The sequence below is a fragment of the Ornithinibacillus jepli genome (genome assembly GCF_047228935.1).
Taxonomy (GTDB): Bacteria; Bacillota; Bacilli; order Bacillales; family Amphibacillaceae; genus Ornithinibacillus.
On sequence record NZ_JBFEGG010000002.1, the window covers coordinates 276,816 to 296,537 of the forward strand.

The following is a 19,722-nucleotide window of genomic DNA, read 5'->3' on the forward strand; positions in this document are numbered from 1 at the left end:
AAATAATGCTCTCCTATACATTCCGTCGACTATTAATGCTCATCCCCGTCCTAATTGGAATGACATTAATTACATTCTCTATCGTTCATTTAATACCAGGTAACCCAGCTCAAGTAATCTTAGGAGAAACGGCTAGCGAGACAGCAATTAAAGACTTAGAAGAAAGTATGGGCCTTAACGAACCATACGTGACCCAGTATACGATATATGTGACAGATCTACTTCAAGGAGATTTAGGCACTTCATTAAAGACCAAAACACCAATATCAAAAGAAATTTGGCCATATATTGCAGCTACTTTTGAATTAACACTCTTCGCTATGTTGTTCGCAATCATTATTGGAGTTAATGCTGGGATATTAAGTGCATGGAAACAAAATTCATGGTTTGACTTTCTTGCCATGTTTATTGCTTTAATCGGTGTATCCATACCAGTATTTTGGCTAGCGCTTATGGAACAGTGGATTTTTTCCCAGGAATTAGGCTGGTTCCCTTCCAGCGGAAGACAGGATAGCCGAGACCCAATGGAGCCTATTACATACTTTTATGTGTTGGATTCCATTTTACATGGTGATTTTTCAAGAACTATTACGATACTAAAGCATTTAGTTTTACCTAGTATTGCGCTAGGAACTATTCCAATGGCCATTATCGCAAGAATGACCCGCTCCAGCATGTTAGAGGTCATGAAATCAGATTACATTCGAACAGTACGAGCAAAGGGCTCTGGTCAGTTCTTAATTATTTATAAACACGCGTTAAAGAATGCGTTAATTCCTGTATTAACCGTCATCGGACTTCAAACTGGTGTGTTATTAGGTGGAGCTATCTTAACGGAGACAATATTTAGTTGGCCAGGCATTGGTAGATACATTTATGAAGCCATTACATATCGAGACTACCCAGTTATACAGTCTGGTATATTAATTATCGCATTTATTTTCGTCATCATTAATCTGGTTGTAGACCTTCTCTATAAATTCATTGATCCAAGGATTAATTACTAAGGGGGGCAGGTCATGAAATTAAAAGATGAAAAACTAAATTCCAAACAAAATGACAGTAATCAGGTAGATAATAGGCAACCAGAGCAAGAGGATATGGAAGCTGTATCTCCATGGAAAGACTCATTAAGGCAACTGAGGAAAAATCGGTTTGCTATAGCTGGAATGGTCATTATCGTGTTCTTTATTTTAATCGCGATATTTGCACCACTTATTACATCATACCCATATGATAAAATCGACCCAGTTAATCGCCTTCAGCCACCTTCTGGGGAGCATTGGTTCGGTACTGACGATGTTGGAAGGGATATTTTTTCTAGAATTGCTTATGGAGCAAGGATATCCTTAATGGTTGGGTTCTTTGCTGTAACTGGCGCCCTTTTATTCGGTACTATACTGGGCATTATTGCAGGCTATTTCGGTAGATGGATTGATATGTTCATTTCACGTATCTTTGATATTTTGCTTGCTTTCCCTAGCATTCTACTAGCTATTGCGATTGTAGCTATTCTAGGAGCATCCCTTCAAAATGCGTTAATCGCCATCGCGATTGTTAATATTCCAATATTCGGTAGATTGATTCGTTCCAAGGTTATTAGTTTAAGAGAAGAGGAATTCATTATGGCAGCGAGGGCGCAAGGGATGAAGAATGGTAGAATTATTTTCCATCACATTCTTCCAAATAGCGTCGCTCCGATAATTGTTCAAGCAACATTAAGCTTCGGTACCGCAATTCTCGAAGCAGCTGCACTTGGCTTTTTAGGTCTTGGTGCACAACCTCCTAGGCCAGAATGGGGTGCAATGCTAGCAGGCGCAAGGGACTTTATCCAATTAGCACCTTGGACATTAATTTTCCCTGGAGTGTCCATTATGTTAGTAGTATTAGGCTTCAACCTAGTTGGGGATGGGTTACGGGATGCACTTGACCCTAAAATGAAGAATTAAAGTTCAAAAAGGGATTAGCACCTAATTTTTTCAGGCTAATCCCTTTTTCTATTAATTATTAATATATTTCTCAAACACGTCACTGAAGTCTTTTTTATAATACTGTTAAATTAATTAATAGCATTTTTTTGTTTAGATAATCGTTTCTTAGCAGTTCTTATATCTGGCGTGATTAATCGGTGTTTTTTCGCTTTAGCCAAACCAAACAACGGCATATTGCCATACACTGTTTCATAATTGCCTTTTGGAACGGAATAGGTTTCATGATATATTCCTACCGTTTCACTATCTCCGATTTTTTTATTAAATTCCCTCCATGCCTTTAAATGTTTAGCACCTCTTGCATAAGCGAGTAATTCATCCGTTGACTTCCAATACGAGATCATAATCGTTGTTCTGAGTCCAAAGAAGCTCTCCAATGACAGAAATCCTAACTCCTCTTTATTTTCATATAATTCCCGAATCATCCCTGGCATAGCTGTAAAAACAGGGAACCATTTATGAACTTTCCACCGTTTATTAACCCTCATACCAATAATAAATACCACTACCTCTTCATCGTTGTCTGTCGTATACCTGCCCGGATATACTTTCTGCCCCATATGAAATCCTCCTTAATTTAATTTTTCGATTGTAGCATGACACCACTCAATCTCTGCTTTGGTAATTCTTTTTCCATAATCTAGTGTAAATAGCCAGTACTTTGCATCAGCCTTATCTATCGAATGGATTTGAATTAATTGTTCAATTTCTTCATACGTACGAAGTCGTTCCTGTAATATCTTTTGGTAATGTGATATAAATTCAATGGTTTCCGCTTTATTCTGATGTCTACTGAAAAATAGCTTAAGGAGTACTTCATTTTTTGCTACTGGTATAGTTTCTAATGGTGAGGAAAGCCAGTTACGAAGTTCCTCCTCTCCTTTTGTTGTAAGATAGTACTCTTTAATATCTGGTTTACCATCTTGAGTTGTATCCTGAACGGTTGCCAGTCCCTCCTCCACTATTTGCTTTAGCGTTGGATAAATTTGTCCGTAGCTTATTTTCCAGAAATGGTTCAAACTCGTGTCCATCATTTGCTTCATTTGATATCCGGTTCTACAGCTTGTTGTTAATAAACCTAATATCGCGTATTTTGTATGATTTGTTTTTGCCATATTTACACCTATCTTCTTGATATATATCTTTATGATATATATAATAATATAACTTTTAAAAAATTACAACTTATTTTTATTTATTAATTACCACCCTTTTACCATTTACTTTTCGACCAATTGATTGTATATTACTTAGGGACACGAAATATCAGGAAAGGCGACACTTCTATGGCGATATTCCTTAAAGAATGGTCTGAACAGCTAAAGACCTACAATCAAAATATTAAACTAGCAATATGGGCCAATATCTTTTCCCAAATTGGGATGGGTATGTTTATGGTCATTTATAATATTTATATTCAAGAGCTTGGGCTGAAGCATGATGTTAATGGTCAAGTTATCGCGTTAACCGCTTTAGCTACTGCTATTATTCTAGTACCTGCTGGGATCATGAGTGATAAGCTAGGTAGAAAGCGCGTTATGTTATTCGGGGTGCTTTTGTCCGGAATTATTCTTGTTTTACGTAGTATTGTAGAAATGCAGTCACTCTTATTAATAACTGGATTTGCAACAGGAATTTTTACTGCATTCCTTCAAGTTTCCTCTATTCCCTGGCTTGCAGAAAACTCTAATCCAAAGCAGCGTGTACATCTATTTAGCCTCCATTCAGCGATTATGACCGCCGCTAATGTGGTTGGTAGTTTGCTAGGTGGTACATTAACTGACTTTTTCACATTGTTTACGACAGATTTAAGTGCTATTCGATACACATTGATTATCGGAAGTATCTTTTATTTAGTCGCTTTCTTCCCTATTCTAAAAATGGTAGAGAAGAAGAAAGTAAAAGTAAAAAAAGAGGATAGGCTTCCGTTTCGGGAGTTTGTAAAGGTTAATAAAGTTGGATTTAAAATTATTGCTTTATTTGCTGTTGCACAACTATTAATCGGTTTTGGTAGTGGACTTGTTATTCCTTACTTAAATTTATACTTCGCAGATCGATTTGCGGCTTCTAACTCGATGATCGGACTAATTATCTCGTTAGGTCAGGCCGCTACAGCGGTGGCGATGTTTATTGGACCGGTAGTTGTGAAGAAGGTCGGTGAGGTAAGAGCAGTTGTATATTTACAACTTTCCTCCCTTCCATTCTTATTGCTTACGGCTTATACAGAAAACTTACTTTTAGCGAGTCTCGGGTTCTTATTCAGGCAAGCATTGATGAATGCGGGGAATCCAATTCAAGCATCACTTATGATGTCTAAAGTGGATGACTCCATGAAAGGGTTAGCAAACTCCATTAACCAAATGGTCTTCCAGCTCGGATGGGCGTTTATGGGTCCAGTATCGACATCGATTGTCGTGATGTATGGCGACTATTGGGGCTATGCACATGTTTTCACGATTACAGCAGGATTATATTTAATCGGATCATTATATTTCTTGATTGTATTCCGGAAAATCAAATCTACAGAAGAGTAAAAAGGAATGTCCTCATCTTAAGGACATTCCTTTTTTATAGTTTAATAGTTATTTGGGAACCTTTTCCCTCTTTTACATCTACTATGGTAATTCCGCGGTAATGTTGCATTTCCTTAATGCTTTTCTTAAGTAGTGGTTTTATTAGTTGTTTTTGCATTGGAGGATATATATTCGGTAGCGTGTCTGTATTTTGTGTAATCTGTTTCCATACTAAGTTGGAACAAATAATAGATGTAGTGCAATGTAGTACAAAATAAGGTACAGGAATGGTAATTCTAAAAGACTTTTCCGTTTTTAACCTAATCTTTATCATCTTTTCACCTTACTCAATAAATACGGCGACTTTATCCCCATCACCGGAAGTAATATCGATAATCTGCCCTTCAAGCTCTTGGTCAATTGCTTCTAGGATTAAATCGATATCGATATCCTTCACATATTTTTGTGACTCTGGAATATTAACGGCGATACCATGGCCAGCTTTTAGTAATACTTGAACTAGTCTAATTGGTAAATTAATATTCACATTATCATTTTCTTTAGAATTAATTCGTATCTTATCTATCCCTCTTTAAAAGTCCCTCAGAACCCATTTCTATCTAGGTGAATATCCTAACTTATAAATACTTTTTTCGGAGGGAGAACATGCAAACTTTTTATACTGTTCAGTCTGGTGATACATTAAGTACTATCGCAAACCGTTTTGGGGTTTCGATTGCTTCGATAGTTGCTGCCAATAACCTATCTAATCCCGACCAGCTTTTTATTGGTATGCAGCTTTCTATTCCACCAGGAGTTAATCGATATCGAGTACAATCTGGCGACACACTTTATCTCATTGCTTCACGGTTTAACATTCCATTAACTACTTTAATCCAGGCAAACAATTTACAAGCCCCCTATACTATTTTTCCAGGACAGTTATTAGAAGTGCCTCCTGGAGTTCCATATTATATCGTTCAGCCAGGCGATTCATTATATTCCATTGGATTACGTTATAACGTTACAACAGCCGGAAAAGTAAACGTAAAACTCATCCAAAATGTTAATCAATTAGCTTCAACTACCATCTACCCAGGAATGAGACTCATTATTCCATATGCACCGCTTGGTGAGGATGGGATCATTGCGTATATCGCAGGAGAATCTAATCGTTTTGATGTGTGGCTTTATGATGTTGCAAACGGGAATACACATCAACTAACAAATGGACTAGCAGAATCTTTTTCCATCCCGTTCTGGTCCCCAGATAGTGAAAGGATTGCTTTTGTCGGAAGAGATTACATCATCTATATCATCGAGGTGACTACAGGCAACATTACACGAATTGACCAATTATCCGAGCAGGATGGAGCTTTTCTAGATTGGTCTCCAAATGGGAGAAGGCTCGCATATACGAAAGGAAACACGATTTATCTTTACGATATTTCCTCACACACTATCCAAACTATCACACAAACAGATGCAACCGATGTACAATGGTTTCCTGATGGCTATCATTTACTTTTCCAAGCACCAGATGAAAATGGAATAAGTCAGTTATACCGAATTCGAATTAATGGAACGAATCTAACACAACTCACTACCAATACAGGTGGTAGGCTGAATTACGTCAGACTTTCACCTGATGGGCGTTATGCGTTATATACCTCACCTGGTGTAAGTGTATCGATTATCTATATCGTAGACTTATCAACCAGCGAGGTAAGAGAGGTTCAAGGTGGTCCTTTAGGGAAAAATTACTTCCCAGATTGGAGACAAGATTCCAATCTAATTGCATTTAGTGCGACTGCATTCGAAGAACTTGGTTATCATTCCTTAATTAGGACCACGACGAATCAAGGAACAGATGAAATGACCGTCGCGATTTCAAATTGTTTTACCGCACCATTGGATTGGTCTCCGGATGGAGCAAAGATTGCTTATATTTCAGGTTGTAATGTGGATACCCCAGGAACAGAGCTATGGTTAGTAAATATTCAGGATTATACCGTACGAAAGCTTCTTACCCATCCCAATATAATGGCAGTACAATGGGCGCCAGTTGTCAAAGGAAAACGAGCAACCTATCAAAACACCATGTATCAAATAAGACTTCAATACCCTGCAAGTTGGGTGCAAGTAACGCCTAATCGATTCGAGGGGACGGATGGCTTTTTTCAAGTTGATGCCATCTCCTCACCTGGATCAATTGAATCTGTCTGCCATAATGAAGCATTCCACCAACTTATGCCATATGGAACTAACCCAACCATATTGCATACGAGTATTCACAATCAAGAGGGCTGCTATATCTTCCCTTCTCCCGATCAAATTCCAGAAATGGAGAATCAAGCAGCCTTCATCGTTCGCTTTCCAAATCCAATTTTGATAAACGATCAGGTATATCAATATTTTATTCTTTGGTCGAATGAGCTGCATATTAGGGATATTGCAGAATCTATCGAATTTATCTAGAGACGAGGGAGGTTCTACTCACCTCCCTATAAGTCAAAAGCACTAGATTCTTCACACTAACTTAATATTGTATTTACAATGCATTGGTATAATTTACTATATAAAACAATTCTAGTGTGGAGGTTTAACATTGAACACGGATAAGAAAATAAGCCGAAACAAACGAGAAAGAAGCCTAAGAGCCCGTATCCTTACTATCTTCATAACTCTATTAACGCTCACAGTCGTTGCAGTAGGAGTAAGTTCATACACTATTTCCCGTCATACAACAATGGAATCCATAGAAAATAGACTCATACGAGAAGCAGACTTAATGGAAAACATTGTGGATAGTTTAAAATTTGTCTATCCTAGTGAAGATCAATACGATTATTTCATGCAGCAAGTAAACATGAACATACGAGATCAACAGACAAAGCTTACCAATGATGAAATTGTTTCGGATTATTTTTACATACAAAATAATGAGGTTATTCCTTTTAAAGTAAGTGAGAATACACTACCTAACATATCGGAATCTTTACTAGAAGAGATAGCAAATGCAGAAGACGGCATTTTATATACTTCCATAGACGGTGAAAATTTCACACTAAGTATTAAGGATATGGAAGACCTTGGTGCAAAATATGTATTGCTCGTACCGACGCAATCGTATATGGGGCCAATTAATCAAATGGCTTATATTATGATTGGAATAATTATCGTAAGTATTCTAATAGGGACATTGGTGATTTCGATATTTGCTAATAACATCTCGAAGCCGCTTTCTATCTTGAGAGAAAAAATGAAAAAAGTACGGAACGGTGATTTACGAGATGACGAGACCGTTATCCGTACGAAAATACCTGAGATTTCTTCTTTATATAAAAGTTATAATGCAATGATTACCCATATGCGCACGATGCTTCATCAAATTAAAGACACCACCATTAGCTTGGAACGTACCGGTACAGAACTACAGCATTCTTCTGAGAGCACCCTTGCATCTAGTCAGGATTTAATCAATGCCATACATATGGTGAAATCCGGGGCGGAACAAACGGCTAGTAGCTCGGAAGGAAGTTCTGAATCTTTTAGAATGATGAAGGAAAAGATAGAACAAATGATTACTAGCATGGAAGACATTTTTGCTAGCGCAGGTCAAATGGACAGCTCCGCTCAACATGGAGAAAAGAGTATGACAGAGTTAATTAGTACGATTGATACATTTAAACAAGAGTTTGAGCACTTAACGAAAACAATTCAGCATGTTCAAACCTATTCTAAATCAATTAATCAACTTGTCGGATTAATTCAAGGAATAGCCGAACAGACCAAATTATTATCATTAAACGCATCGATTGAAGCTGCACGTGCAGGCGAGGCAGGTAAAGGGTTTGCAGTTGTTGCAAGTGAGGTCGGCTTACTTGCAGCACAGTCCTCTAGCGCTGCGGAACAGATAACCGAGTCCATTACCAATATGGAAAAAGTAACCCAAACTGCAACGGAAGAATTTGATACGATGTTAAAGAAAACGACGAATACATTAGTAAAATCTAATGAAGCTAAGTATTCCATTGATGAAATGATGCAGGAAATATTTGAGGTAAGTAAAGAGCTTCAAGGAGTACAAGGTGAACTAAAAGATTTAAAGCAATTGTTACCATCATTAGAAAAAGAAACAATCGGCTTTTTATCAGTCTCACAAGAAACATTAGCGAGTGCTGAGGAAATGCTGGCAAGTAGTGAAAGTCAAATGAAACAAATGGAGCATACCCATGAGGTTGGTTTGAAGCTTACAGATATATCGAAATCACTTACTAATAGTACGAAGCAGTTTCATATTCAGTAGTGGCTTCAGTTGTGATACTTGGGAGGGAACAGATCGATTAAGGTTTGTTCCTTTTTTATTTCAATTTAGCTCTTAATGGGAATAGATAGTGGTTGACTGTTGTTTCTGATTCTTGGAAAAGGTAATAAACTTGGCTTATCTAATACATATTTAATCACTCATAATTGAAAAGGGATTAGATGAAGCTTGTCTGTTTCCTTTTTGTAGATTCAGCTGTGAAAAGGAATTAGATAACGTTTATCTATTACCTTATCTAGTTCTCCCACCATGAAAAGGGAACAGATTCATCTAAACTTAAACAAAACACAAAAAGACTGGCCAAAACAGCCAGTCTTTTCTATATTCATCAAAGGGGGAAGATGAAATTCATTATATAGTTTACCCAAAACGACCAGAAATATAATCTTCCGTACGATTATCTGTTGGTTTTGTGAAAATTGTATCGGTTTCGTCCATCTCTACCACTTCTCCATTTAAGAAGAAAGCAGTGCGATCAGAAATACGAGCCGCTTGTTGCATATTATGCGTTACGATAATAATGGAGTAATCCTTTTTAAGCTCTTGAACAAGGTCTTCAATCTTTAACGTAGATTTCGGGTCAAGTGCAGATGTTGGTTCATCCATTAAAATAACGTCTGGCTCAATTGCTAGTGTACGGGCAATACATAGACGTTGTTGCTGTCCACCAGATAGACCATAAGCATTTTCTTTTAATCGATCCTTAACTTCATCCCAAATATAAGCACCTCGTAAGCTTTTCTCAACAATCTCGTCTAAGATTTTTTTATTGCGGATACCGTGGATTCTTGGTCCGTAAGCAATATTATCATAAATCGATTTTGGAAAAGGATTTGGCTTTTGGAATACCATTCCAACATGGGTTCTTAGATCTTCTACTTTAAACGAACGATCTAGAATACTTCTACCTTTATACGTAATTTCGCCAGTTGTCCGCACTGTTGGAACTAGTTCTACCATACGGTTTAACGTTTTTAAATACGTTGATTTACCACAGCCTGATGGACCGATGATAGCTGTAACTTCTTTCTCATTAATAGATAGGTTAATATCTTTTAAAGCATGTGTCTCCCCATACCAAAGGTTAAGGTCCTTTGTATCAAAAACAACATTCTTATTCGCTTGTGCAGATTGTAATACTTCTATATTACTTTTTACCATACTACTATTCTCCTTAACTGTTAACAGACTCAAAACGCTTTTCCTCCTTTGCTTAGAAACGTTGTTGGAACTTATTGCGGATGAAAATTGCCGCAGAATTCAATACGAATAATAAAACTAATAAGACCACAATAGTTGCTGCTGCAAGGTTGGCATATTCCGCTACTAATGATGAATCTAATGTCCAATAATAAATTTGCATTGGTAGTGCTGTAAATTTATCGAAGATGCCTTCAGGAAACGGAATAATTAATGCTGGAATTCCGATTACAGTTAGTGGTGCAGTTTCCCCAATCGCACGGGATAATGCTAAAATTGCACCGGTTAAAATACCTGGTAATGCAGCTGGTAAAATGACATTTTTAATCGTTTGCCATTTCGTTGCTCCCATGCCATAGGATGCTTCACTTAGGAAACCTGGCACCGCACGAATAGCTTCTTGTGCTGCTACAATAACAATCGGTAAAATTAATAGGGAAAGCGTTAGACCACCCGCTAAAATAATATTTCCTAGTTCCATTGCACGTACAAAGATCGTTAATCCTAATATTCCATAAACAATAGAAGGAACTCCGGCTAGGTTGGCAATATTTGTTTGAATTAGCGATTGAAAACGTCCTTTTTTCGCATATAACTCCAAGTAGATTGCCGTTCCAATACCTAGTATTAAGGTCACAGGTGCTACAACTAGCATCATCCAAACGGTACCGAGGATGGCACCCATAATGCCTGCCCGTTCTGCATCTGTTGATAATCTACCAGTTAAAAAGTTCCAATCAATCCATCCTAAACTATCGACTACAACTCGGTAAATTAGGATTGCTAATACAATAAGTCCGAATACTGTTGCACCAAAGAATATATATTTTAATAAATTATTTTTCGCAATTCGTGTACCCATACGTTTAGATACTTGTTCTGCATTAATATATTTCATCTTAATATTCCTCCCTGAACTTACGAGAGACATACCTAGCAAGTAGATTCATAATAAGTGTAAAGACAAATAGTGTCATTGCTACTGCGTATAGGCTGTAATAAATAGTTGTACCTGCAGCCGCTTCACCACCAGAAACTTCAACGATATAGGCGGTCATTGTCTGCATCGACTCGGTAATATCAAAGGTAAAGTTTTTCGAGCTACCACTTGCAATCGTTACGATCATCGTCTCGCCTATTGCACGGGAAATACCAAGTACAAAAGATGCTATAATACCAGATAACGCTGCTGGCATAACAACCTTAAATGTCGTTTCCAGTCTTGTCGCACCAAGCCCTAGCGCACCTTCACGGATGGAATTCGGTACTGATGACATCGCATCCTCAGATAACGAGGCAATCATTGGAATGATCATAATCCCCATTACAATACCTGGACTTAAAATGTTCGTCGCACCAACTTCCGGCCAAATAGAGCGAATTAGTGGCGTAACAAATGTGAAAGCAAAGAATCCGTAAACGATTGTCGGAATACCTGCTAGTATTTCAAGCATTGGCTTTAGTACTCTTCTTACACGATCGGATGCATATTCACTTAAATAGATTGCCGCCATTAGTCCAATTGGTCCTGCAACTAGCATCGCAATCAAGGAAGAAATAATCGTTCCATTAATAAGTGGTAATACACCAAATTGTGGATCCTGGCTAATTGGTTTTAACACCGTACCGGTAAAGAATTCCCAAATAGGAACAGCCTTAAAAAATTCAATCGTTTCCGTGAGTAATGTCATTACAATACCAACTGTCGTGAGTACCGTTATAATCGCAAACAGAAACAGCAGTATGGGAACAATTTTTTCCGTAATTGCTGAGAAACTCTTGGATTGCTTATTTTTCTCTATCATACTCTTAACATCTATCGCATTATCGCTCTTAAGCTTGCTGTTAGCTGCCAATTCCGTCAGCTCTCCTTCCAAATCTAAAACTCACAATAAGATGAGAGCATACTTAGCCCTCATCTTATGGTATTTGTTTAGTAAAGTTCTATGTTAGTTACTATTCAATTATTTTTTTAATGCTTCAAGCTCATCAACTAGAGCTTGTGCTTCTTCTTCAGGAATTGGAGCAAATCCAGTTTCACCAGCTAATCTATTGTTGTTTTCCATTACATAGATAGCATAGTCAAGAACTTGTGCTTTTTCTTTTGCATTGTTTACATTCAAGTAAGTGAATACTGGACGAGTGTATCCTGCATAGTCGCCATCTTCAGCAATTGTATCTAGTGAAGGAGCTACAGGACCATCACCAAAGTCGATTGATACAGCGTTTAGACTGTCTTTGTTGCTGTCATAGTAACCAAATCCGAAGAATCCAATTGCATTTACATCTTCTGAAACTAATGTTACTAGAGTTGAGTATTCTTGTTGAAGATTGATATCACTTGCTAAATCTTGTTCTTCAAGAATTGTTTCATAGAAGAACTCATATGTTCCGTGGTTTTCATTTGGACCATAAGTTTGAATCTTTTCATTTGGCCAGTCCGGATTTACGTCAGACCAATTCGTATACTCACCAGTGAAAATAGAAATTACTTGTTCCGGAGTTAATTCAGTAGCCCAGTCATTATCCGGGTGTGTTACGATTGTTAAACCATCAAGAGCAACTTTCATTTCTAAAACTTCAATACCTAACTCTTCAGCTTTTGCTTTTTCTTCATCTTTAATATAACGTGATGCATCGTTAAAGTCTGTTCCGTTTTCTTGTAAGAACTTTTCAAATCCTGCTGAAGTTCCTGCACGGCTTACTTCAACTGAAACGTTTGGTTGTTCATTTACCATATATTCCTCAGCGATTCTGGACATTAATGGGAAAACCGTACCAGATCCATCGATTACTACACTACCTTCTAATTCTTCAGAAGCATCTTCACCTGAATCAGTTTCACTTCCGTTATTTGTTTCTTCAGAAGCATTGTCTGAACCACTATTGTCTTCTGAGTTGTTATCCCCTTCGCTATCCCCACAAGCTACTAGCATTACTGCTAAAGCAGCTACAAATAGGAACATTAAATACTTTTTGAATTTCATCTAAATTGTCCTCCCCAAAGTGCAATTTATGTTTTTAAGTTAAGAGGTTATCCCCTCTCACATGTCTAAGTATAAGAGACGAATATTAAGTAGATATGTTGTAATTGTAAAGCGTTTGTAAATTTCTACTTGAATTTACTAGATTCAATTTTAAGTCTATTTTCCTATTTTTCTATTTCTATCTTTTCCGCAGTAGACATCTTTGAAAATATCGTGATAAAATTTACTAAGAAGAGAAAAGGGGAATTTATGATGAATCTGTGGATGAGAAAATTAGCCGTAGCTTTAATCGCAATCTTAACCCTTGGATTATATACGCCTACTTATTTAATTGCCGATGAGGATAATAACGAGGTTATAAGTCCAAAAGATAATGATACTCGTGCAATTCCTGTTAACATTCAGACAGAGATTGTAGAAGAAGCAGATACCATCAGCTCCTTAACGGAAAAGGCTCGAGAACAAAGCTTAGCGAAGTTCGGTCCGAAAATTTATGAAAAAGTAGAAGATGAATTCAATCAGGTCATCTTACCTAATATTGAATTGGCATTACAATCTATTCTTGCAAATGAAGATTTAACATATATTTCTATTACAGAACAACCATCTAACGGTTATGGTGAACGTATTTTTAATGTATTTAATGAGTTGAAAAATGAAGATATTGCAAAGTTTCACGTAAGACGTGACAATCGACCACAAGATGGTTATTGGTTTAACTTCCATTACCATTTAAAAGACGACAATTTTGAAACACATCATCTATTAGGGGAAATCTATTGGGATAAAAACACCCCACCAAAATGGATGGCATAAACAGGCAGAAAACCTCCTATTTTGGGAGGTTTTTTATATTTGTTCATACAGATTTGTAAGCTGCACATCCATTTCGCTTTCCGGATCATCTAACGGGAAGATTCTTGCGGTATTATTATCATTTACTTGCTGAATATAGACTTGTTTTCCGTTATATATTACATTTTTCATTTCTGGTGACTGCGCGATTTCTTCCGCTCTCATACGATGCATTTATTTTCCCCTCCTAATGTAAAATAATTGGACCAGTTTCACTAAGCCCATCTAAATCAACTTCTTGCACTTGATTAATGGCATCTAACGGAAATATTTTAGCTGTGTTTTGATTCACTTCCTGAATATAAACTGGTATTCCATGATAATGAACGTTTACAAATACATCCGAGTTAACAATCTGTTCTGCGCGTTCTATATCCAATACTCTCTCCTCCTATTTTCTCCTTTGTAAGTATAGTTTTGACTTAACAAAACCGTACTATGCGAGGATTAATTGAGCTTTTTTGAAACATTTTTCCAATGGATAAGTATCGGTCAATCCACTCCTTTCATATATTGTTTTGTGTTGAGAATGTATGAAGGGAGAAAGTCATGAAAAAACTTGTTTTTAGCTTTATTGGATTGCTGCTTTTTGTATTCTTAGCGGCATGTGGTAATGAGGAAGAAAGCTCGAGAGAATTTGAACACGCATCAGCAGAAGTCGCTTTTACTTATTATGACAAGATAAAAGAAGGTAATTTCGAGGATGCACTGGATTATATTTCACCTATGTATTTAGAGTATATCGGGTTTACCGAAAGAGATTTTATCAATACATTTAAGGATAGACAAACATTAGATGGATGGGGTATTGGAAATATTGATATCCGGTCAACCGAAGAGATTACAGAGGATGTGTCTGTTGCACCACAGTTCGAACCATTATTAGGTGCTAATGAAAACTACTTGGTTATTTTGGATTTAGAAGTGGAATTGGACGGGGAAACAATGGGTGTCGTGGACCATGTCCTTGTTTCAAAGGATAACCGTGATGAGTGGAAGATAGTTGGTATAGTATCATATTAAAAAAGCCTTCATAAGGCTTTTTTAAGCAAGGACACCCATTTTTCTATCTTCTATGGCTACTTCATAATTAGTTAACAACGCTTCAAAGATGCTGTCCCATGTTTGTGTTAATGCGTATTGTCTGCCGTTTAAGCTCATTTCTGTTCGCTTTCTTCTATCTAATAGTAACTCCGCTATAGCACTTGCGAAGTGTGTGATGTTTTTTTCTCCACATAAGAGACCAGTTTGTTTATCTTTTACGATTGTCCGTACTCCCCCGGCATTGGCACAAATTGCCGGTGTTCCACTAGCAAGTGCCTCGAGTACGACATTTCCGAATGTTTCAGTTGGTGATGGGAAAACGAATAGATCACTTCCTGCATAAACATGCGCAAGATCTGGACCTGATAAAAATCCAGTAAACGTCATGTTGCCTATCGCTCTACTCATAAGTTCCTCTTTACTTGGCCCTTCTCCTACAATTAGCCAATGAACGTCATCTTTTATATTGTCCGGCAGTTGTTCATGTATATCCGGGAGTAGCAATACATCTTTTTCCGGTGCAATTCGTCCTACATATAATAAGATATACTTTTCTTTTATTTGATATTTATTCCGAATCGCATTTGGATTCAAGTTCGGATGGAACGCATTGCAATCAATCCCTCTTGGCCAAATATCCAAATTAACAAAACCGTGTTTTTTTAAATTCTCTAATGTATCCATGGAAGGAACAAAAATTTTTCGCATTGGACGGTGGAACCAGCCCATATAACGCCATAGTACTTTAGTTAAGAACTGCAAATCATAATACTCCAAATACTTATCAAAGTCGGTATGGTATGACCCAACGAGCGGTATATTTAACTTTTTTGCATAATGTAAGCCACATAAACCAACATTAAATGGCGTTGCAACATGAATAATATCTGGTTTGAATTGAAGAAGTTCATCGCGAACATGAAGCATATTAGGGAGAGCAAGCCTAATTTCAGGATATAGGAAAAATGGGAGGCTTTTAAATCGATGTATATCACTTGAATATAGGCTTTGGCTAGCACTTTTTGGAGCAAAAACTCGATATTCATACCCTTTACTGCTTAAGTAATCGGTAAATCGTTTCAACGTTTTTGCGACCCCATTTACATCTGGTACAAACGTATCCGTAAAAATTGCGATTTTCATGCTTAATTCCCCCTAATTTTAATAAACAGCCGTTCCATTTACTAACAAGTAAAAACAGATTATTCCAGAGCTTACACCTAGCATACTGCCTACAATAATGTCGGACGGGTAATGTAAGCCAAGATAAACACGAGATAATGCTACTAGAAAAGCTATTGGAAGTAAGGCAATAAGAAGAATCGGATATAGTAAAATGAATGGCGTAACAACCGAAAAAATCGCTGTCGTGTGGCCCGAAGGAAACGAGCAGTCAGTTAACGGGTTTTCCATGACATGACTATTTTCTAAAACTAAATATGGTCGTTTGCGTGGATATAGCTTTTTCATAATTGCTACAGGAATATGACTAATTGCTAAAGCTAATGCGCTGGCGATGGCGGTTGTTCGTATTGGTCCAGAAGAAAGTAGGATAAGAAGTAGTACTGCAGTAATTGTAAAAGTCGCCCCACCAAGATTAGTAATTGTACGAAAGAAAGGATTTAACCGTTTATGATCAAAATGCTGATTAATAAAATGAAATGATTTACAATCGAGTGCGTACATATGATAAAAGTATTTCAAAACGGGTCCCCCCTTCTTAATAAGTAATGTAAATTAATATGACGGAAAGACAAACACTTACCTTGAATAGGAATTTCATTTATCTCACCCCTTACACGTTAGTAACTACCTTAAGTGTAAAAGAGTAAGTTTAAGTTATCGCTAAGCAATCGTGAATTTTCTGTAAATTTAAAGCTAAAAATAGATGATGTGACTGCTTTTCCATAAAAAAAACTAGCTAGAAAACACTCTAGCTAGTACATAACATTTATTTTTCACTCGTAAACGTCTCCTTGACTACTATCGTTTGGGTAACCCTTGTTTTTTTAATATCTTTGAAATCCTCTTCCTCAACTAACCCTAACTTGATAGCTGATTCAAGCTTTTCTGTATCCGGTATTTTTGTCTCTATAATAAATTCTTTCAAGTTTAGTTCTTCTAATTTCGTTACCGTTCCCATATCATCATAGCTAGTTGACGTTCTTATTTGTCGTTGTAGCTTATAATTACCTTGCTGCAGCTCGCCCTTTGCTTGTTTTCCGAAAGATGTATCGAATACTTCATGAAACTTTTTCTTTAAACGGTTCATCTCGTCTTCAATTTCTTTTTTCTGCTTATTCAATTCAAAATACTGCTTTAACTCCTCTTCTGTCACCGTTAGCACTTCTTCCATCTCACTCGCCCCCCAAAAATATCGTTTTATACATTTCTATGCAAGAATCCCTACATCATTCCAAAATTAGGACAAGCTGTTTAGGCATATTTTAGGGGTCGTCAGAATATGAATGGTGGATAAAAATATGGAGGTGTATCAGCTTGGGACCAAAAATTATTAAGAAAAAATCGTTTCAACTCATTGGATATCGCCTTCCCACCAATCTTTACGACGAACAGGAAAGGGAAGTCATCCAGCAGACGGTTTCTCGCCTTAAGTCTATTTCGGAATCAATACCAAATAAAGTTGGTCAAGATGTATTAGTCGTTCATATTTATCCGATGATGGAACAGTTTAATCCATTTAAAAGTAAGGAAAGCTTAATTATTGGCTATGAGGTGGAAAGCATGAATAATGGTCCTGATGATACAGGTCTTTACACGATAGAAGAAAATATGTATGTTAATTGTAAGCATACAGGATCAAAATCGGATCTATATAAAACTTATGATTTCCTCTACAATAAGTGGCTACAAGAAAATCGCCTATTTCCATTAGGTTATGACCTCGAAGTTTGGAATGACAAAAGTGAATCAAATGTAGATATTTGTATCGCTATTAATAAAATTTCTTAAACTTCTACACTGTTTAAACCGTTTCTTCCATTGGAAATACTACCAAAGTATACTTTATACCTAGGATAAGCTATTCCGTCATTTCATATATATGTAAAAAATGTATAAAGGAGTGAAGCAATGAATACAGCAAAGAAATGGAAGTTAGGGTTAATTGCCGTATTATTTGTTTTCATCATAACGGTTCCATTCATCATCCAAAATGAAGCCCAGCCTGTAAACGCCTCCAATGAAGAGACTAATGTAGAATCGTTAGCGGATAAACTGAATGAAATTTTACGAAATAACGCATTAGATGGATCAACTACTGGGGTAAGCGTTCGGGATGCGGATTCAGGAGAGCTATTATTTTCTTATTTTGGAGACCATCGTTTACACCCTGCATCGAATATGAAGATTTTAACTAGTATCGCAGCACTGGAAACCCTTGGTCCAGACTATCGATTTTCAACGGAAGTGTTAACCGATGGGACTATTAAAGGCGGAGTACTTCAAGGAAATCTGTATTTAAAAGGAAAAGGGGATCCGACTTTATTAAAGAAAGACTTAGATCAATTAGCAGCGGATTTAAAGGCAAAAGGGATTAAAAAAATTAAAGGCAATTTAATTGGAGATGATACGTGGTATGACGATGTCAGGCTTTCTCAAGATTTAAACTGGTCTGACGAACCATTCTATACAGGGGCACAAGTTTCCGCACTAACGCTATCTCCTAACGAGGACTATGATGCTTCTACCGTCATTGTGGAAGTTTATCCTGCCAAAGAAGTAGGCGGAAAACCCATTGTAAAGCTGACACCTCATACGGATTATGTCACGATTATCAACAATGCAAATACAGTAAGCTCTGATCACAGCCGGGCTATTTCTATTGAAAGAGAGCATGGATCCAATCATATTGTTATTGAAGGCGTAATACCGGTCGAAGGCTCCATGGCAAGGTCTTGGGTCTCCATTTGGGAACCAACTGGTTACGCGCTTGATGTATTCAAGAAATCACTTACGGAAAACGGTATTATGTTTATCGGAAACAGCAATGCGACGACTGGAGTAACACCAACGGATGCGAATGTATTAGCATCGAAACAATCGATGACACTAGAAGAATTACTTGTACCATTTATGAAGTTAAGTAATAACGGGCATGGTGAGACACTTACAAAAGAAATGGGTAAGGTCGTACATGATGAAGGTAGTTGGGATAAAGGGCTTGAGGTTCTTAAAGATGTCGTTACCCAATATGGCGTAAACGGTAATACGATTTTACTGAGGGACGGTTCTGGTATGTCCCATAAAAACGTAATCCCAGCTAACGAGCTTTCCCAATTACTTTATGCGGTGCAGGACGAAGCATGGTATCCGGCTTTTGAACACTCTTTACCTGTCGCAGGAAATTCAGAGCGTCTTGTAGGTGGTACACTGCGCTACCGCATGAATAACACCCCAGCAGCAAATAATGTAAAAGCTAAAACCGGTTCTTTAACAGGAGTATCTTCCTTATCTGGTTATGTAACAGCAAAGAATGGTCAAAAGCTGATATTCTCGATTATGGTCAACAATTACTTAGGCTCCTCTAGTAATATTAGAAGTATAGAAGATGCAATCGCTACTGAGTTAGCAAATCATGAATTTTAAATAGAAAAAAGCTATTCTTTACTCTATTTTTAAAAGGGTGAAGAATAGCTTTTTCTCCTTAATTACTTTTTGTAAGTAAATAATAAATAATCATTCATTATAGTTGCAATTTTACCGATGGACATGATAAGATAACTAATGTTGAATTCATATATCTTGAATTAATGATAATTAGTTATGAATTACCGTTAATTCAA

Annotated in this window: 21 protein-coding genes and 2 pseudogenes; 9 read left to right on the forward strand and 14 right to left on the reverse strand. The window is 37.1% G+C overall.

From position 1 onward, the window contains the following. Positions 1–5 precede the first annotated feature (5 nt). Both AB1K81_RS09270 and AB1K81_RS09275 read left to right on the forward strand, forming a co-directional pair. Complete coding sequence (locus tag AB1K81_RS09270; RefSeq protein ID WP_412976380.1) at positions 6–1,007, forward strand: ABC transporter permease; 1,002 nt, start codon at positions 6–8, stop codon at positions 1,005–1,007. A 93-nt stretch (positions 1,008–1,100) separates the two neighbouring features. Further along, entirely contained in the window at positions 1,101–1,949 is an 849-nt protein-coding gene (locus AB1K81_RS09275) for an ABC transporter permease (protein WP_412976843.1), read from the forward strand. A gap of 51 nt (positions 1,950–2,000) precedes the next feature. Here AB1K81_RS09275 and AB1K81_RS09280 read toward each other — a convergent pair. From AB1K81_RS09280 to AB1K81_RS09290, 3 genes and pseudogenes are all read right to left on the reverse strand, one after another. Continuing rightward, positions 2,001–2,054, reverse strand: a pseudogene (locus AB1K81_RS09280) (YvbH-like oligomerization domain-containing protein); the annotation flags it as partial. Between the two features lie 5 nt (positions 2,055–2,059). Continuing rightward, positions 2,060–2,551: a DUF4188 domain-containing protein gene (locus AB1K81_RS09285; RefSeq protein WP_412976381.1), complete on the reverse strand. Its 492-nt coding sequence runs from the start codon at positions 2,549–2,551 to the stop codon at positions 2,060–2,062. Positions 2,552–2,563: 12 nt separating this feature from the next. Next, positions 2,564–3,106, reverse strand: coding sequence for a PadR family transcriptional regulator (locus tag AB1K81_RS09290; protein WP_412976382.1), 543 nt, complete (start codon positions 3,104–3,106; stop codon positions 2,564–2,566). A gap of 171 nt (positions 3,107–3,277) precedes the next feature. On the opposite strand from AB1K81_RS09290, the gene AB1K81_RS09295 reads away from it, so the two are divergent. Further along, positions 3,278–4,525: an MFS transporter gene (locus AB1K81_RS09295; protein WP_412976383.1), complete on the forward strand. Its 1,248-nt coding sequence runs from the start codon at positions 3,278–3,280 to the stop codon at positions 4,523–4,525. A gap of 34 nt (positions 4,526–4,559) precedes the next feature. Here AB1K81_RS09295 and AB1K81_RS09300 read toward each other — a convergent pair whose 3' ends face one another. Both AB1K81_RS09300 and AB1K81_RS09305 read right to left on the reverse strand, forming a co-directional pair. Next, entirely contained in the window at positions 4,560–4,838 is a 279-nt protein-coding gene (locus tag AB1K81_RS09300; RefSeq protein WP_412976384.1) for a hypothetical protein, read from the reverse strand. Positions 4,839–4,847: 9 nt separating this feature from the next. Next, positions 4,848–5,084, reverse strand: a pseudogene (locus tag AB1K81_RS09305) (hypothetical protein); the annotation flags it as partial. An 86-nt stretch (positions 5,085–5,170) separates the two neighbouring features. On the opposite strand from AB1K81_RS09305, the gene AB1K81_RS09310 reads away from it, so the two are divergent. Then, complete coding sequence (locus AB1K81_RS09310) at positions 5,171–6,982, forward strand: LysM peptidoglycan-binding domain-containing protein (RefSeq protein WP_412976385.1); 1,812 nt, start codon at positions 5,171–5,173, stop codon at positions 6,980–6,982. Positions 6,983–7,112: 130 nt separating this feature from the next. After that, complete coding sequence (locus AB1K81_RS09315) at positions 7,113–8,813, forward strand: methyl-accepting chemotaxis protein (protein WP_412976386.1); 1,701 nt, start codon at positions 7,113–7,115, stop codon at positions 8,811–8,813. 378 nt (positions 8,814–9,191) lie between these two features. Here the strand turns inward: AB1K81_RS09315 and pstB are convergent, their stop codons facing one another. From pstB to AB1K81_RS09335, 4 genes are all read right to left on the reverse strand, one after another. Continuing rightward, positions 9,192–9,992, reverse strand: coding sequence for a phosphate ABC transporter ATP-binding protein PstB (gene pstB, locus AB1K81_RS09320; RefSeq protein ID WP_412976844.1), 801 nt, complete (start codon positions 9,990–9,992; stop codon positions 9,192–9,194). Positions 9,993–10,044: 52 nt separating this feature from the next. Continuing rightward, positions 10,045–10,929: a phosphate ABC transporter permease PstA gene (gene pstA, locus AB1K81_RS09325; RefSeq protein WP_412976387.1), complete on the reverse strand. Its 885-nt coding sequence runs from the start codon at positions 10,927–10,929 to the stop codon at positions 10,045–10,047. Between the two features lies 1 nt (position 10,930). Beyond that, on the reverse strand, positions 10,931–11,836 hold the full coding sequence (gene pstC / locus AB1K81_RS09330; RefSeq protein ID WP_412976845.1) for a phosphate ABC transporter permease subunit PstC: 906 nt from the start codon (positions 11,834–11,836) through the stop codon (positions 10,931–10,933). A 159-nt stretch (positions 11,837–11,995) separates the two neighbouring features. Beyond that, positions 11,996–13,018 carry a phosphate ABC transporter substrate-binding protein PstS family protein gene (locus tag AB1K81_RS09335; protein ID WP_412976388.1) on the reverse strand — a complete coding sequence of 341 codons (1,023 nt, stop codon included), beginning with the start codon at positions 13,016–13,018 and terminating at the stop codon, positions 11,996–11,998. 252 nt (positions 13,019–13,270) lie between these two features. Between AB1K81_RS09335 and AB1K81_RS09340 the strand changes: the two genes are divergently transcribed. After that, entirely contained in the window at positions 13,271–13,834 is a 564-nt protein-coding gene (locus tag AB1K81_RS09340) for a YpjP family protein (RefSeq protein WP_412976389.1), read from the forward strand. A 33-nt stretch (positions 13,835–13,867) separates the two neighbouring features. Here the strand turns inward: AB1K81_RS09340 and AB1K81_RS09345 are convergent, their stop codons facing one another. Both AB1K81_RS09345 and AB1K81_RS09350 read right to left on the reverse strand, forming a co-directional pair. Beyond that, positions 13,868–14,047, reverse strand: coding sequence for an H-type small acid-soluble spore protein (locus AB1K81_RS09345; protein ID WP_412976390.1), 180 nt, complete (start codon positions 14,045–14,047; stop codon positions 13,868–13,870). A gap of 13 nt (positions 14,048–14,060) precedes the next feature. Then, on the reverse strand, positions 14,061–14,252 hold the full coding sequence (locus AB1K81_RS09350; RefSeq protein ID WP_412976391.1) for an H-type small acid-soluble spore protein: 192 nt from the start codon (positions 14,250–14,252) through the stop codon (positions 14,061–14,063). A gap of 170 nt (positions 14,253–14,422) precedes the next feature. On the opposite strand from AB1K81_RS09350, the gene AB1K81_RS09355 reads away from it, so the two are divergent. After that, positions 14,423–14,896 carry a hypothetical protein gene (locus tag AB1K81_RS09355; protein ID WP_412976392.1) on the forward strand — a complete coding sequence of 158 codons (474 nt, stop codon included), beginning with the start codon at positions 14,423–14,425 and terminating at the stop codon, positions 14,894–14,896. A gap of 21 nt (positions 14,897–14,917) precedes the next feature. Here the strand turns inward: AB1K81_RS09355 and AB1K81_RS09360 are convergent, their stop codons facing one another. From AB1K81_RS09360 to AB1K81_RS09370, 3 genes are all read right to left on the reverse strand, one after another. After that, entirely contained in the window at positions 14,918–16,060 is a 1,143-nt protein-coding gene (locus AB1K81_RS09360; protein ID WP_412976393.1) for a glycosyltransferase family 4 protein, read from the reverse strand. 18 nt (positions 16,061–16,078) lie between these two features. Beyond that, entirely contained in the window at positions 16,079–16,603 is a 525-nt protein-coding gene (locus AB1K81_RS09365) for a phosphatase PAP2 family protein (protein WP_412976846.1), read from the reverse strand. 265 nt (positions 16,604–16,868) lie between these two features. After that, the gene (locus AB1K81_RS09370; RefSeq protein ID WP_412976394.1) at positions 16,869–17,273 is read right to left on the reverse strand and encodes a hypothetical protein; all 405 of its coding nucleotides are present in this window, start codon (positions 17,271–17,273) and stop codon (positions 16,869–16,871) included. 143 nt (positions 17,274–17,416) lie between these two features. On the opposite strand from AB1K81_RS09370, the gene AB1K81_RS09375 reads away from it, so the two are divergent. Both AB1K81_RS09375 and dacB read left to right on the forward strand, forming a co-directional pair. Beyond that, positions 17,417–17,890, forward strand: coding sequence for a GyrI-like domain-containing protein (locus tag AB1K81_RS09375; protein ID WP_412976395.1), 474 nt, complete (start codon positions 17,417–17,419; stop codon positions 17,888–17,890). Positions 17,891–18,010: 120 nt separating this feature from the next. Continuing rightward, positions 18,011–19,525: a D-alanyl-D-alanine carboxypeptidase/D-alanyl-D-alanine endopeptidase gene (gene dacB / locus AB1K81_RS09380; protein WP_412976396.1), complete on the forward strand. Its 1,515-nt coding sequence runs from the start codon at positions 18,011–18,013 to the stop codon at positions 19,523–19,525. The last annotated feature ends 197 nt before the right edge of the window (positions 19,526–19,722 follow it).